Genomic DNA, 15,349 nt, shown 5'->3' on the forward strand with positions numbered 1-15,349 from the left:
GCTGATTATCCATAAAAATAATTAGTTATAAAAAAGGTAAGTCCATCATATTGATAGACTTACCTTTTGTTTTATTGCTTTATTGCTTATTTTATAGCTCTTGGATTTAAGTTAAATCAGTTTGAATTAGTTTAAAATACCATAAGCAATCAAGGCATTAGCGACACGATTATAACCTGCAATATTAGCACCTGACATATAGTCAATGCACTCATCACAGTTAAAGCCATACTCAGCGGCAGCAGCAGCGGCATCATCATGAATATTGCGCATGATGATCTGAAGCTGTTGGTCAACGTCTTCAAATGTTCGATATTGACGCACAGAGTTTTGGGACATTTCTAGACCTGATACTGCAACACCACCTGCGTTAGCAGCTTTACCTGGGGCATAGTGCATCTTTTTGGCACGTACATAGTCAATGGCATCAGCATCTAGCGGCATATTCGCGCCTTCGACCACATAGCGAATACCATGCTCGAACATGCTTCTTGCATCTTCTTCGGTCACTTCGTTTTGAGTGGCACAAGGGATGGCGATATCCCCATCAAACTGCCAAGGTTTTGCACCGGGTATCCATAAACCACCAAATTCACGATGATACTCAAATAAAGGACGACGGGCTGCTTTTTGTTGTTTTACCCAATCAATCTTTTCTTGAGTAAAGCCCAGCTCATCGTACAAAGTACCTTTTGAGTCGGATAGAGTGATTACTTTTGCGCCCAAGGCCAATGCTTTTTCGGCCGCATGTACGGCAACGTTCCCTGCACCTGATACTAAGACCGTTTTGCCCTCGATGTTGTCATTGCGGGCTTTTAGCATATTTTGTAAGAAGTAAACTGCGCCATAACCTGTGGCTTCAGAGCGACACAAACTGCCACCAAAACCAACACCTTTACCAGTTAATACGCCTGTGTATTCATGGCTTAAGTTTTTGTACATGGCAAACATATAGCTAACCTCTTTGCCACTGACGCCAATATCACCGGCCGGCACATCCATATCTTGACCAATGTAGTGATATAGCTCGCGGATAAAGGCATAACAAAAACGGCGAATTTCATTATCAGATTTGTCTTCAGGATTGAAGTCAGAGCCGCCTTTAGCGCCGCCCATAGGTAGGCCGGTAAGTGCGTTTTTGAAGATTTGTTCGAAGCCTAAGAACTTTAAGATAGACTCGTTAACTGTGGGGTGGAAGCGGATGCCGCCTTTGTAAGGACCGATGGCATTGCTAAATTGGACACGCCAGCCACGGTTAATTTGGATGTTGCCTTCATCATCTTCCCAATTGATTCGAAAGCTTATGATACGATCTGGTTCTGTGAGACGTTCAAATACTTTGTATTTTGCAAAATTTGGGTCTCGGTCATAAACAACTTGAATGGTGCTCGCGACCTCTTTGACCGCTTGAATGAACTCAGGTTGATGGGGATAGCGTTGTTCAATGCTATTGATGACGTCTTGCATACTCATAGGCCCTGTCCTTATCAAAATCAAATTGGAGTTGTATTACCGCGATTGAAAAAATTACAGTAATTTTGTCATAAATTCAACATATTTTTATGACACAAGATGAACTCATTACTAATTCATATGTATTTAAACAAAATAAAGTTTTTTTATTTATATAAATTAACAAAGTGTAGGTGCGGAATATTCAAAAGTTAGTTGCTTGTTTTAATGTCCGTTGGAGCTCAATACATACCACGACCATCATCAGTATTCAGACGTAAAAAGTAAAATCCAGATAAAATAGTTAAAACACCCATCACCCAAAAAGTACTTGTAAAAGCTGTGGCAACTTCAAAATTAAAGCGTTCACTAAATATCACCAAGACGGTCGCACCAAATGCTAAGCCAAAGCTCATAGCAAGCTGTTGATTAACTGCCATTAAACTATTACCACTGCTGGTTTGTGTGCCTTTTAAGTCTCCGATAGTGATGGTATTCATAGCACTGAATTGTAATGAATTACAACCACCCATGAGAAAGAGTACAGGCGCAATAAAGTACCATGGCATCTTAGCATCTAACTGTCCTAACATGATGATTAAAATACCAAGTAGTGTTGTATTGAAAAGCAAGACTTTACGGTAGCTGAACTTTCGAATAATAGGGCTTACCCAAGGTTTTACTAACATAGACCCAGCGGCAATAGGCATCAGCAACCAGCCAGCTTGGGAAGGCGTATAATGAAAAGCAACTTGTAATAACAGGGGCATTAAATAGGGAACACCACTAATACCCAATCGGGTAAATAGGTTGCCAACAATACCCACTCTAAAAGTACGCACCGAAAATAATGAAAGTGGGAATAGAGGTGCTAATTTATGCTTGGCATGAGCAAAATAACCAAACAATAATGCTATACCCAGTCCGATAAAGACAACTCCTACGATAGTGCTTTCGGGTCTTGAAACCATTTCAACGGCAAGGGTCAATAACGCTGCTGCTGCTGCAAACAAGGCAAACCCAGCCCAGTCAAACTTAGCAACGTTTTCTGATAAGTCGGGCACAAACTTCATGGCAATTGCCAGTCCCAAAGCACCCATAGGAATATTTATCAAAAAAATCCATTCCCAACTGGCATATTCAACAATATAACCACCGATTAAAGGTCCAATCAGTGGCGCAATCAATGCTGGTATCACTGCATAATTCATGACAGTAAGCAACTGATTGCGCGGAAACGATTTAAATAATATCAGGCGTGCAACAGGTGTCATCATTGCACCGCCAATGCCTTGCAATACTCTAGAAGCCACTAACACATTAAGAGTTGGAGATAAGGCACAAAATAAGGAACCAATACTAAATATAATTAACGAAGAAAAAAACACTCTGCGAGTACCAAACTTATCTGCTAAATAACCGCTAATCGGTATAAAGATAGCCAAGGTTAATGCGTAACTAATAACTGCCCATTGCATTTTTAGCGGTGACTCACCAAGCGCAATAGCCATACGTGGTAAAGCGGTATTTAAGATACTAGCATCTAAAATTTGCATGAATAGAGCAACTGCCATTACATACGGCAGAAACTTTATTTGTGCGGCTGTTAGTTTAACTTTTGGTTCTGTATCTTCTGATAAAAGAGTTGTTTTAATAGAATTATTCGAGTCATTGGACATAAGGCAAGCTAAATATTTAGGTAATATTAGGGGCTGTATAGAACTCATTCACGGGATTGATAGCCCCTAAAGTTTATCAGAGTAAACGAAGCATTCTATCACGAAGATAACCTGCCTTATTTAGTGTTAATGTTAGTGTATCTATTTCTTTTCGTCTTTAAAAACCGTTTAAAGGTTAAAAGTCTAAATTATCACAAACAGCATTTATAACTATCTCTGGTCTTTTAATCCACACCCCATGAGGATTTCCTATTAGATCATCATCAAGAGTTACTTGAATAACTTTTGACCTAGAACACATCTGAGCCAACTTCCAAGTAGACAGCATAGGTGCAAATTTATCACCTTCTATATTAATATATAAACCATGCCCCTTATCTGTGTCAAGTGGCTGCGTGATATAATCAAATTTTCCTGTCAAAGCAGTTTCACACCATTCTTGCATCATGGTTTTGGCTTCTCGTTCACCCAAACCTATCTTATAACCAGGCAGAAACCCATAAACTCTTATCAAAGCCTGAATCACGGCAACCGCCAGCAATATCCTAATACGTCCACGACCTTTCCAACTTTTGTAATGGGTACTACCACAAGCGATACCTATAACAGGTACATTGTGAATCGCAGAATAAATTGTACCGAGATGCCCACCCAGACTATGACCTATTAAAACGATATCATTGTCAGGCGTATGGTCTTTGGCTATTTGAACTAAATTATGCACAAAATGATTCACCAGCTCATCGTAGCCGTAATCAATGCCCCGTTTTATATGTGGCGTATTTTCACCACAATTTGGATAATCGGTACTGATAACAGTAAACCCTTTTTCAGTCAAGCCGTTTATAAACTTGCTATATTTTCGTAAGGGAACGCCTAGTGCATTTAGAAATATGATGGTTGTTTTTGATGCTTTATCGATTAATGCTTGGTTTGGGCGGTGTTCAGTAGAAGAGGGGTTAATATTGACATTAACTGGGTAGGCACCATTAGTGGTTTTAAATTGAAAACTTGTCACGATAGATTATCCTTAATCCTATTTGGAAGTAATCATAGCATTAAAATTTTGTTAATAAAAACTCGTGGGGGAATTTATTAATGGGGTTTGTCTCTATTTTTAGGAACTATTTCTAGGAACTAACTTTTGTTAATAAGGCTATCTCCAAGCCAGCATAGCTACCTTAACCGCCATTATCCATAGAATAATATAGGATAAAAAATAAAGCGCAAAAAAGCGAGAATAGCTCTTTTATATAGTTATCCATTACTATCAATCCCTTGTGTGGATGCTTGTCAATAAAATCTAGTATAGTTACTCGTCACTGTGGCTATCTTTTTTTAAATCAGTTAATAAAGCTGCCATTAAAATAAACTAATAAATTTACTAGTTATTTAAAACGATTGATTTAAATAACAGTACTGCTTTTGATGTATTGATAGACTATATCCTATAATAGTATTACTAAAATATCGTTAATAAAAATTAGGACAAAATTATGAATACCACTTATATCAATGATTTAAACAATCAGACCACTATTAATAACATCGACTATACACCGCCAAAAGTATGGGAGCCGGTTGCAGACAATGGTGGTAAATTCACCTCTATTAACCGCCCAACGGCAGGGGCACGTCATGAGCAGACGTTGCCAGTTGGCGAACAACCATTGCAGCTGTATTCGCTGAATACACCCAATGGCATTAAAGTAAATATATTGCTAGAAGAGTTGGCTGAGCTTGGTGTCGAAGGTGCAGGCTATGATGCTTACAAAATTGACATCATGGAGTTGGATCAGTTTGGTTCTGATTTTGTCGCCATTAACCCGAACTCAAAGATTCCAGCACTGGTTGATTATAGTGATAAGCAAAATCCGGTTAGACTGTTTGAATCAGGCGCTATCTTGATGTATTTGGCAGAGAAGTTTGACAAATTTGCCCCAGATACGAGTGACAAACAAAAATACGCAGACTATTTAAGCTGGTCAATGTGGCAGATGGCAAGTGCTCCTTATGTCGGTGGCGGCTTTGGACACTTCTTTAACTATGCACCGTATCCGATGCAGTATCCGATAGATAGATTTACGATGGAGACCAAGCGCCAGTTGGATGTGCTAGATCAGCATTTGGCCAAGCGTGAGTATATGCTTGGTGATGGTGAAGACTATTATAGTATTGTTGATATGCTGATTTGGCCTTGGTATGGGCGTTTGGCACTGGATGAGTCTTATGAGCGAGCAGGGGAGTTTTTGCAAGTTGATCAGTACACGCATTTGCAGCGCTGGGCAAAACAAATTGCGCAGCGTCCGGCGGTCAAACGTGCTGTTGAGCTGGAGTTAACGCCACTGCATTAATTGCTCTTAGTTTATATTTGTACTCAGTTTATATTTTACAGTGACACTCTGCTTAGCAGTTTGTCACTGCCTTACGACATAAAAATGGGTTGGTTGTGTTGATATTTATGTACATTAGCCTTACATTATAAGTACGGATGTCAATAAGAAGTCAGATGATGACGACAACTAATTATAATATTCAACTTGATACTAAGAGTTAAAAGATAAAGCATTTTCAGTATTTGATGGTTATGGTTTAACGCCGTCACAAGCAATTAAACTATTTCTTAATCAAGTGGCTGAAACCAATACCGTTCCTTTGTCTTTTGATTACAAACAACAACCGAGCGCCAGCACTCTACAAGCCATAGCAGAGCTTGAAAGCGGTGATTATACCGAAAGCACATTAGATGAATTGCTGGAGTCATAAACATATAGACTGCTTAGAGTAGACGACCCTTTTTTTAAATAATTTAGAAAATAACCCACCTATTACAAATAGTTGTGTTATACTAGCGCCTTGCTGATTGATAACATCGCCCGCAATTGTCGTCTGGAGAAGACACCTTTTAAGATTGTTGCCGATGATTTTGTTATTAGTTCAATGCATGACACATTGTCATGATTGCTAATATATTCACGGTAACAACCACCAAAATACGTGATTAACCTGTACATAGGATGTACTACTTAATACACGCTTATCTGTGTTGTGCCTATAATTTTTTAACCGCTCACTCATTGCCTTCAGCATCGGCAATACATTCTAGTGACGGTAATATATACTGGACACAATATGTCAAACTTAGAAACTCTTTTAAACAATGCCGCTAACGAAATCGAAGGCGTTGTTACTAATCAAGATTTAAACGACAAAACACACCCAAATACAAACGTAGAAACCGAAGATCAAGTCACCTTTGTTGACCTTGACTTAGCACCTGAAATTTTGGCTGCCTTAACTTCAAGTGGCTACAAGCACCCAACGCCTATTCAAGCTCAGTCAATTCCGCCTGCATTAGCCGGTCGTGACTTATTGCTATCTGCCCAAACGGGTAGTGGTAAAACAGCTGCTTTCGTTCTACCTATGCTTGATAAAATCATTCGTGATAAAGCAACCAACAAAGTTGTGCATACCGTCATCTTAACGCCAACTCGTGAACTTGCCAACCAAGTTAGCGACAGCGTACGTCAATATAGTTCAAAAACTCGCAATATCTTTAGTGTGCCTTTAGTAGGCGGCGCCCCTTACGGTGGTCAGATTCGTGCCTTAAACAAAGGTGTGCAAGTGATTATCGCTACCCCAGGTCGTTTTATTGATCACATGAACTCAGGTCGTATCGACTTATCAGAGCTAGATATTCTAATTCTTGATGAAGCGGATCGCATGTTAGACATGGGCTTTGCTGAAGATATCGAAAAAGTAATGAAAGCGGCACCAAAAACTCGCCAAACCATTATGTGTTCTGCAACTTGGGATGGTCCTGTCGGCAAGATTGCTGCCAGCTTCACTAACAATCCAGAACGTATTGATATTAAAGCAGAAACTAAGCACATTGATGAGTCTGTATATTATGCAGATGACTTTAATCATAAAAACCGTCTATTAGACAGCTTACTGACGCAAAAAGATGTGAATCAAGCGATTATCTTTGCTGCTACTAAGCGCAGCTGTGAAACCTTAGCAAAAAGCTTGAAAGAACAGGGTCATAAAGCCAGCTTCCTACACGGTGACTTGCCACAAGCCAAACGCACACGCATTATTAATGATGTAAAAGCGGGCAAAATCACTATCCTAGTAGCAACCGACGTTGCCGCTCGTGGTATTGATGTGAGCGGTATTACCCATGTATTTAACTATGACTTACCACGTCAAACTGAAGATTACGTGCATCGCATCGGTCGTAGTGGTCGTGCTGGCCGTACTGGTATCGCTATTAACATTTGTAGCATCGATGATCGTCCACAACTTGACGCCATCAACCGTTATTTAAAGCGCACCATGTCAGTTGAAGAAGTTGATGGTATGGCACCTAAGAAAAACACCAAAGATATGAAAGTTGGCACAGGCGCAAAACGTGGCCGTGGTGGCAATCGTCGTGGTGGTCCAGGTGCGGGCAACCGTCGTGGCGCAAACGGTGGCGGTGGCTATCGTGGCAAATCAGCAGACAATGCTGGTGGCGAAAGACGTGGCAATGGCGCTGGTCGTCCAAGTGGCAAGCCAGCAGGCCGTCGCTTTGGTAAACCTGCCGGCTCAAGTGCTGGTAAGCCAGGTGGACAGCGTCGCAGTGCCGCTTCTCGCTCAGGCGAAGGTCGTCCAGCCCGTCGCAGCAGCAATGGCTAGTAAATTGTTAGTTAGTTATTGATTCGTTAGTGATACTGTCATCAATTAATCAATAACAAACTGATAAGAAATCAACTTATAAGCAAAAAAGACCGTTCCTTTATAGGGAATGGTCTTTTTTTTGGTTATTTATTGGCTGGTTAAAATCGTTGTTAGTGTTAAAGGCTGTTGGTGTTAAAGATCATTGATGTTAAAAACAGCTGTTAAGCTCTAAGCATATTTGGCAAACAAAACCAAACCGCTCATAATCAACATAATACCAATAATGCCAGTAACAGAAGGCAAGGGCGTACCCAGTAAAATAATTCCGCCTATTAACGCAAAAATAATCTCACTTGCTTGAGTGGCATCAACACCGGCAACTTGCTGTGAGCTACGTGCCTGTCCCCGAGCATACAAAAACAGCGCAGTGGCAATAATCCCTGAAAACAAAGCGACCAAAAAAGTATTAAATACCTGATCAGCATTTGGTAAAGGCGGTCGTATCACCACTGCCAATAACCCCCAAAGCGGAAAGCTGCCCAAGGTCATTAGCCATATCTTATTAAAAGCATTGCTTAATAAGTCAGTCTCTATGGTAGGAATGAATCTGTGTAGCAGACTGACGGGCAATAAAGTATCGCTTGTAGTGTTGCTGGTGCTAGACTGGTTACTGGCATTGTGTGACGCTTGCCATACCAACTGATTGCCAAATGGATAACTAAACGCGGCAACTAACGCAGGCAATGCACCAAAAACTATCACTTGCCAGCCACTGCTACTGCCGCTGACTGCTTCTGTTGGACTAGCCTGACTGACTTCACTAAGATTAACCAGTACTACGCCCAAAAAGATAAGCAAAGCAAAGACAATCACCTGCTTAGAAAAACGCTGACCAAAAGCGGCAAGCACAAATAAGCTGGCAACCACAGTAAACATAAAGGTAGAGGCCACCACCCAGCCACTGGCATGATCTGCAGCATAGCAGATACCGGCATAAAATAGCCCAGAACCTATACCACCGGTGACACACCAAAAGCGCCAATGCTTGGTAAAAATCGCAAATAGATCAATAATTCTCTGCAAGCCATGTTGAGCGCCAATAACTAGGGTCAAGATAGCAAACATAAATAAGTATCTAAGGCTGGCCGACCAAAACCAATGGCCATTGGCATGACTCATGAGTTCATTGAGTACAAAGGTTGAGCTAAAAAAAACGCCTGCCAACAAGCCGATGACTATCAGTTTTAGCATTGGAAATCCAGTATTTGGCTATATAGTCAGTGAAATACTAAACGGTTATGGTGTCAACCTCGCTAAGCCAACCTTTGTAGTACTTGCGCTCGGTTGCTTTGCAACCATTTTAGATTTCTTTGACTGTAAACTATGTTTATAATAAAAAAAGGTATTTAACCGTTAGAATAACAGACAATGAGTCACAGCTTATAGGGTTTTAACTTTAATATTGAGCAGTTAGATGGTGAGTATCCGTTAATACTTTAAGCAATCTCACAACAATCATTGGTTATGGACAGCGATGGCTCCTTTATTCAAAAACAAAAATAACAAACAGCCTTGCTGGTTTGATAGCGGTAAAGCTTATATCAAAAATAGGCTTCTAGAAACTAGACCTCACTATTTGACCGCCCCTGCTGCATTAGAGGTTTGCTATATAGCAGCAGACTTTAATTTTTATATTAAACACTATGAAGCAGGTATCTTACATGAGATAGATGGGGATATGCGCTATGAGCCTCGTGAAGGCTGGGTTAATAGTTATGCAGGCATAGATAAAGTTGAAACGGCTGAAGATGCGCAAAACAATAATCGAATTGCTTTAGACTTGATAAAAGCGGATATTGCTAGTGGACATACTGCTTTTTGTGTGCAATTAAAAGAGTTATAATGACCAAGAGGGTGGGCGGTGGATAGTCGTAAAAAGTCAGCGACCTTGATAATAGAAACTTTGTGGACAGTTCCGCTAGCTGCGATATTAAAATATAATAAAAAACCTGTTAAATAAAACTTTAAGATAAAAAAGATCAGATAGTTAATTATCTGGTCTTTTTTTATATGTTTTATACAGCAAATAAAAAAAACCAATAAAACAATAAAAATAATAACGTTTGCTTGCAATAGTTCAATATACATACTACCTTTTGTGGGCATATACTTACATTACTGACTGTTATATTTAAATAAACTACTTAATTGAGTTCAGTTAATTGAGTTTGGATAATTAAATTTAGTCAGAACGACGCATAAAAATATAAAATAAAAAGATAAAATGTTATCGAACAAAATAACAATTAAATAAAGACTGAATGTTAAATTCTGAATATTAAATAAGGATACATGACTATGAAACCCTTTAAATTAGTTATTAATGGAAGTTTAGTAGAAACATCCGAGTATTTTGATGTACTGAACCCTGCTGATAAGTCTGTTGTTGCACGCTGTCCAAAGGCGACAGAAGCTGATTTAAATAATGCTGTCGCAGCAGCAAACACCGCTTTTGAAAGCTGGTCAGCATTAGATATTTCTGAACGCCGTGAGTTGCTATTGAAGCTTGCTGATGTAGTTGAAGATAAAGCTGAAGAATTTAAAACCTTACTCACAAAAGAGCAGGGTAAGCCTTTACAAGGATTTGCCAATCTAGGTGCAGGATTTGAATTTGAAGGTACACTGAACTGGATACGCACAACTGCAAATTTTGATATCAAGCCAAAAATTATTGAAGATAACGATACGGTAAGAATTGAATTGCACCGTAAACCTTTAGGGGTTGTCGGCTCCATAACCCCTTGGAACTATCCACTATTAATTAGTATTTGGCATATTATTCCTGCTTTATTAGCGGGTAATACAGTAGTCATGAAGCCTTCTGAGATGACCCCACTAACCATGTTGCGCTTTGGTGAAGTTGCTCAAGAAATACTGCCTCCTGGCGTACTCAATATCGTAACTGGTGCTGGTGAGCTTGGAGCTTTAATATCTTCTCACGAAGACATACAAAAGATTGTCTTTACTGGCTCTACACCTACTGGTAAAGCTATTATGAAAAGTGCATCAGGTAACTTAAAACGCCTGACCCTAGAATTAGGCGGTAATGATGCAGGTATTGTATTAGACGATGTTAATGTGGATGATATTGCAGAAAAAATATTTGCATCAGCATTTATAAATAATGGACAAACCTGTGCAGCCCTTAAACGACTTTATGTCCATGAGTCTGTCTATGATGAGATGTGTAATGCACTCACTAAAATTGCTACCAGTATGAAAAATGGCAATGGCATGGATAAAGACACAGACTTAGGCCCATTACAAAACGAACAACAACTAAATATTGTCAAAGAATTGGCAGAAGATGCTAAACAACGCGGCGCTACCTTCCTATGTGGTGGTGAAGTCGTTGATGAAAAAGGTTATTTTTATCCGCCAACACTGGTCAGTAATATCGAAGATGGTGCAAAACTTGTAGACATTGAACAGTTTGGACCCATCTTACCTATCATCAAATTCCATGATGTTGAAGATGCCATAGCCAGTGCAAACCGTTTAGGGGTTGGACTTGGGGGCTCGGTATGGTCACAAGATCTTATCAAAGCCCAGCGTGTCGCATCTCGTATGCAGTGTGGTACGGTATGGATTAATAGCCATGCTGCCGTATTACCCATTGCACCTTTTGGCGGGGTAAAAGACTCAGGGTTTGGGGTTGAATTTGGTGAAGAAGGGTTGAATGAGTACACTTCTGTGCATACCATTCATATCTATAAGTAGTGTCTTATATTAAAAACTAAATTCAGTATATTAAAATGGGACAAGTCTTAATCTTGTCCCATTTTCTATACCTAACTTTATAGTCCACAAGGTTAATAGCTATTAAACCTCACTCTCAACCCTTTGCATAGACTGTGCGGGGGTAGAGGGGTTGACAACATAAGTGACATTAAGCTGAAAGCTGTCGTCTTAGAGTAGGCGCTGGTCTCGTTCAGTAATATGGCTTGAAGCAATGGGAATGGCTGAACGTTAAAAGCTGAAGGCATGAAGCATCCTTGCATTTATAAATATATGATTAACATGATATAAGAGTTTTTAAAGTCAATTAACAGCTTGGATAAAAATATGAGCCAACAAAGAAGGAAGGTGTACTGATCACCCGCTCATGAGGACTTGAGAAGTGCGGTATCACAAGTGGCTTAACACTGCGGATAGCCGACACCCACTTCAACCACCTCAATACGAGATGCATCCGTGCCTGCCTGTTGCGGATTATAAGCATGTACCGCCAGCCCGCCCATTGCGGTTTCTTTATATTTATCCATCATATCCGCACCCGTCGCCTTCATCGTAGCAATGGCTTTATCAAGCGACACATGATGCTCACCATCGCCACGACTTGCCAGCCGTGCTGCATTAATGGCTTTGACAGCGCCCATCGCATTGCGCTCGATACAGGGGATTTGTACCAATCCGCCGATGGGGTCACAGGTCAATCCCAGGTTATGCTCAATACCAATTTCAGCGGCATTAGTACACTGAGAAGGGCTTAATCCCAGCAGATGCGCCAAACCAGCAGCTGCCATCGAACAGGCAGAGCCCACTTCACCTTGGCAGCCAACTTCAGCGCCTGAAATAGAGGCGTTTTGTTTGATAATAGTGCCGATTGCTGCCGCTGTTAACAAAAACTCACGTACCCCTTGCAGGCTATAATTTGGAAAAAAATCACGATAATAATGCAACACTGCAGGAATAATACCGGCCGCACCGTTAGTCGGGGCAGTGACCACACGCCCACCATTAGCATTTTCTTCATTGACGGCCAGAGCGTAGAGGTCAACCCAATCCATTGCCATCAGCTTATCTGTGACTTTTTGTGGACTTTCAAGCTCGTCCAATAGTTGCTGATAGATATCTTTTGCTCGGCGTTTTACCTTTAAGCCGCCTGGTAAGACACCTTTGCCTTTACAACCATTTTTGACGCACTGTTGCATCACTTCCCACACTTCATCTAGATAATTGTATATGGTGTCTTTGTCACGAATCGACATCTCATTGGCCAGCATAATATCGCTGATACTCATTTGATGCGCTTCACACAGGGCTAACAGCTCGTTGCCATTTTTAAAGGGATAAGGCACATGGCTGTCACTGGTAATGGCCACATCATCGGCCTCTGCGCTGGCATCTTCGGTGGTCACAAAGCCGCCGCCAATGGAGTAATAGGTTTGGCTAAACTCATTACCCTGATTATCAGAAGTGGTAAAGCTCAAGCCATTGGGGTGAAATGGTAAGCTATTTTGGGGATGCCAGACGATGTCTTGGTCGTACTCAAAGCGGATAAGATGCTCGTTATTTAAGAGCAGCTGTTGATCGTTTAATACAGGCGCCAGATAGTCATCCACATGATTGGTATCTATGCTATGGGCTTTAAACCCCAACAACCCCAAAATACAGGCAGTATCTGTCGCATGCCCTTTGCCAGTTGAGGCCAATGAGCCATATAGGTCAACTTGAATTCGTTTAATGTGCTGCAAATGATGATGCTGGCGGACTTCATCTAAGAACAAGCCGGCCGCTACCATAGGTCCCATGGTGTGTGAGCTGGATGGGCCGATGCCTATCTTAAACATATCAAATAAGCTAATCATGGAGTTTCCTTTTGAAAAAACACAAATTTAAAAACTAAAAATTAAAAATTTAAAAACTACAAAGTCGAAAATTGAAATTTAAAAGTCGTAAGTGAATAAACAGGTCAGGGCTGAAATTTGTTACACTAATCATTTATACCGTCAATTTTGTCACTACTAGTAGCATACGTCTAAAAACCAACTAATCAACTAAAAATTAATCAATTAAAAACTAACTCACTAAAAACTAACTAAAAAACGAATTAACAACGAATATAGATAAAAATCAAAGGATTTATTATGATTTTCCGTGGATTTGTACAATTAACCGCCATCACCACAGGCGCTATCTTGATCGCTGCTTGTAATCAAAGCCCTTCAACTGATACAGACGCAGCCAATTCAGAGAATAATGAAGCCAGCACCAGCGCAGATAGTGATTTGCTACAACGCATTAATAATGGCGGTGTCATTAATGTCGGTACAGAGGGTACGTATCCTCCTTATACCTATCATAATGAACAAAATGAGCTGACAGGCTATGATGTGGAAGTCACTCGTGCTGTTGCTGACAAACTAGGTGTTAGCGTAGAATTCAAAGAGACCCAGTGGGATGCCATGCTTGCTGGTCTTGATGCAGGACGCTTCGATATGGTTGCCAACCAAGTATCGCTAACCACGCCTGAGCGCCGTGCTAAATATGATGTGGCTGAGCCATATAATTGGTCGGGCGCCGCTGTACTTGCACCAAAATCTGATAGCCGCTTTAATGCCTGGGAATCACTAAAAGGTCTAAAGTCAGCACAATCACTAAGCAGTAATTATGGTGAAATGGCGATCAAATATGAAGCTGAGGTTGTGCCTGTTGATGGTATGGCGCAAGCTATTGAGCTGGTGAAACAAGGACGTGCAGACGTTACTTTGAATGATCACTTAGCCATTCTTGATTACTTAAATAAGTTCCCAGACAGCGATTTAGAAGTAAAATTGGTCGCACCTGCTGAAGAAAAAAGAGGCTCTGGCTTGGTATTAGTAAAAGGTAATGATGAGGTATTGGCGAAAATTAATGAAGCCATGACCGAGTTACAAGCAGATGGTACTTTGACCAAGCTAAGCGAACAATTCTTCGGTGAGGATGTCAGTAAAAGATGATAACATCGCTGTTAACCGTCTTACAAAATCTGCTCGCTATGCTGCCATTTATGTCACCAGCGCGAGCAGAAATTGTTATAGAGTCGTTTTGGCCGATGTTAAAAGGCGCCATTTACTATTCTATTCCTCTGGCCATTGCCTCTTTTATTTTCGGCATGCTCATCGCTTTAGTGGTGGCGCTTATTCGTGTCGTCCCTCGCCAAGCATTGTGGCATAAGGTAGCTTATCGTTTGGCACGCATTTACGTGTCAGCGATTCGTGGCACACCCATGTTGGTACAGTTATTCATTATCTTTTATGGATTACCCAGTATCGGCGTGATGTTAGACCCATTTCCAGCAGCTGTTATTGCTTTTTCATTGAATATTGGTGCTTATGCTTCAGAAACGGTACGAGCATCTATTCTTTCTATTCCAAAGGGGCAGTGGGAAGCGGGTGCAACTGTGGGACTAAGCTACCTTCAGACCTTTCGCCATGTTATTTTGCCGCAAGCTCTACGGGTGTCGGTACCGCCTTTATCCAATACCTTTATTAGCCTAGTCAAAGACACTTCATTGGCCTCGCTTATCTTAGTCACTGAGATGTTTAAACAGGCGCAGATCATCACAGCACGCAACTATGAGTTTATGTTGGTTTATACGGAAGCTGCGTTAATTTATTGGGTAATTTGTCTAGCGTTAAGTAGTGCGCAAGGACGCTTAGAAACCCATTTAGATCGTTACGTTGCAAAATAGTGAATACTCATTATTTAACATTTTCAATATTTAAACCCCA

General features: G+C 40.7%; 12 protein-coding genes. 7 read left to right on the plus strand and 5 right to left on the minus strand.

Annotated elements, in window-relative coordinates; translation table 11 throughout:
• Positions 1–126: 126 nt before the first annotated feature.
• The 3 genes from gdhA to H140_RS0104595 all read right to left on the minus strand — a co-directional run bounded on the left by gdhA (position 127) and on the right by H140_RS0104595 (position 4,149).
• Positions 127–1,473: an NADP-specific glutamate dehydrogenase gene (gdhA, locus tag H140_RS0104585; protein WP_019672485.1), complete on the minus strand. Its 1,347-nt coding sequence runs from the start codon at positions 1,471–1,473 to the stop codon at positions 127–129.
• A gap of 221 nt (positions 1,474–1,694) precedes the next feature.
• Positions 1,695–3,131, minus strand: a complete 1,437-nt coding sequence (locus H140_RS0104590) for a DHA2 family efflux MFS transporter permease subunit (protein ID WP_019672486.1) — start codon at positions 3,129–3,131, stop codon at positions 1,695–1,697.
• Between the two features lie 175 nt (positions 3,132–3,306).
• A complete protein-coding gene (locus H140_RS0104595) occupies positions 3,307–4,149 on the minus strand; it encodes an alpha/beta fold hydrolase (protein WP_019672487.1) in 843 nt (280 codons plus the stop codon).
• Positions 4,150–4,627: 478 nt separating this feature from the next.
• Here H140_RS0104595 and yghU point away from each other — a divergent pair, with 478 nt between their 5' ends.
• The 3 genes from yghU to H140_RS0104610 all read left to right on the plus strand — a co-directional run bounded on the left by yghU (position 4,628) and on the right by H140_RS0104610 (position 7,811).
• Positions 4,628–5,485 carry a glutathione-dependent disulfide-bond oxidoreductase gene (yghU, locus tag H140_RS0104600; RefSeq protein WP_019672488.1) on the plus strand — a complete coding sequence of 286 codons (858 nt, stop codon included), beginning with the start codon at positions 4,628–4,630 and terminating at the stop codon, positions 5,483–5,485.
• A gap of 256 nt (positions 5,486–5,741) precedes the next feature.
• Complete coding sequence (locus H140_RS16195) at positions 5,742–5,897, plus strand: type II toxin-antitoxin system RelB/DinJ family antitoxin (RefSeq protein ID WP_227672956.1); 156 nt, start codon at positions 5,742–5,744, stop codon at positions 5,895–5,897.
• A gap of 366 nt (positions 5,898–6,263) precedes the next feature.
• A complete protein-coding gene (locus H140_RS0104610) occupies positions 6,264–7,811 on the plus strand; it encodes a DEAD/DEAH box helicase (protein ID WP_019672490.1) in 1,548 nt (515 codons plus the stop codon).
• 210 nt (positions 7,812–8,021) lie between these two features.
• On the opposite strand, the gene H140_RS0104615 is transcribed toward H140_RS0104610, so the two are convergent.
• Positions 8,022–9,044: a multidrug resistance efflux transporter family protein gene (locus H140_RS0104615; RefSeq protein ID WP_026348830.1), complete on the minus strand. Its 1,023-nt coding sequence runs from the start codon at positions 9,042–9,044 to the stop codon at positions 8,022–8,024.
• A 283-nt stretch (positions 9,045–9,327) separates the two neighbouring features.
• Between H140_RS0104615 and H140_RS0104620 the strand changes: the two genes are divergently transcribed.
• Entirely contained in the window at positions 9,328–9,696 is a 369-nt protein-coding gene (locus H140_RS0104620) for a hypothetical protein (protein WP_019672493.1), read from the plus strand.
• 455 nt (positions 9,697–10,151) lie between these two features.
• Positions 10,152–11,573: an aldehyde dehydrogenase family protein gene (locus H140_RS0104625; protein WP_019672494.1), complete on the plus strand. Its 1,422-nt coding sequence runs from the start codon at positions 10,152–10,154 to the stop codon at positions 11,571–11,573.
• A 419-nt stretch (positions 11,574–11,992) separates the two neighbouring features.
• On the opposite strand, the gene H140_RS0104630 is transcribed toward H140_RS0104625, so the two are convergent.
• Positions 11,993–13,444, minus strand: coding sequence for an L-serine ammonia-lyase (locus H140_RS0104630; RefSeq protein WP_019672495.1), 1,452 nt, complete (start codon positions 13,442–13,444; stop codon positions 11,993–11,995).
• Between the two features lie 279 nt (positions 13,445–13,723).
• Between H140_RS0104630 and H140_RS0104635 the strand changes: the two genes are divergently transcribed.
• Together H140_RS0104635 and H140_RS0104640 are read left to right on the plus strand one after the other, a co-directional pair.
• On the plus strand, positions 13,724–14,575 hold the full coding sequence (locus H140_RS0104635; protein WP_019672496.1) for an amino acid ABC transporter substrate-binding protein: 852 nt from the start codon (positions 13,724–13,726) through the stop codon (positions 14,573–14,575).
• On the plus strand, positions 14,572–15,309 hold the full coding sequence (locus H140_RS0104640) for an amino acid ABC transporter permease (protein WP_019672497.1): 738 nt from the start codon (positions 14,572–14,574) through the stop codon (positions 15,307–15,309). The genes H140_RS0104635 and H140_RS0104640 overlap by 4 nt, the downstream gene beginning before the upstream one ends.
• Positions 15,310–15,349 lie beyond the last annotated feature (40 nt).

The sequence above is a fragment of the Psychrobacter lutiphocae DSM 21542 genome (assembly GCF_000382145.1).
Lineage (GTDB): Bacteria > Pseudomonadota > Gammaproteobacteria > Pseudomonadales > Moraxellaceae > Psychrobacter > Psychrobacter lutiphocae.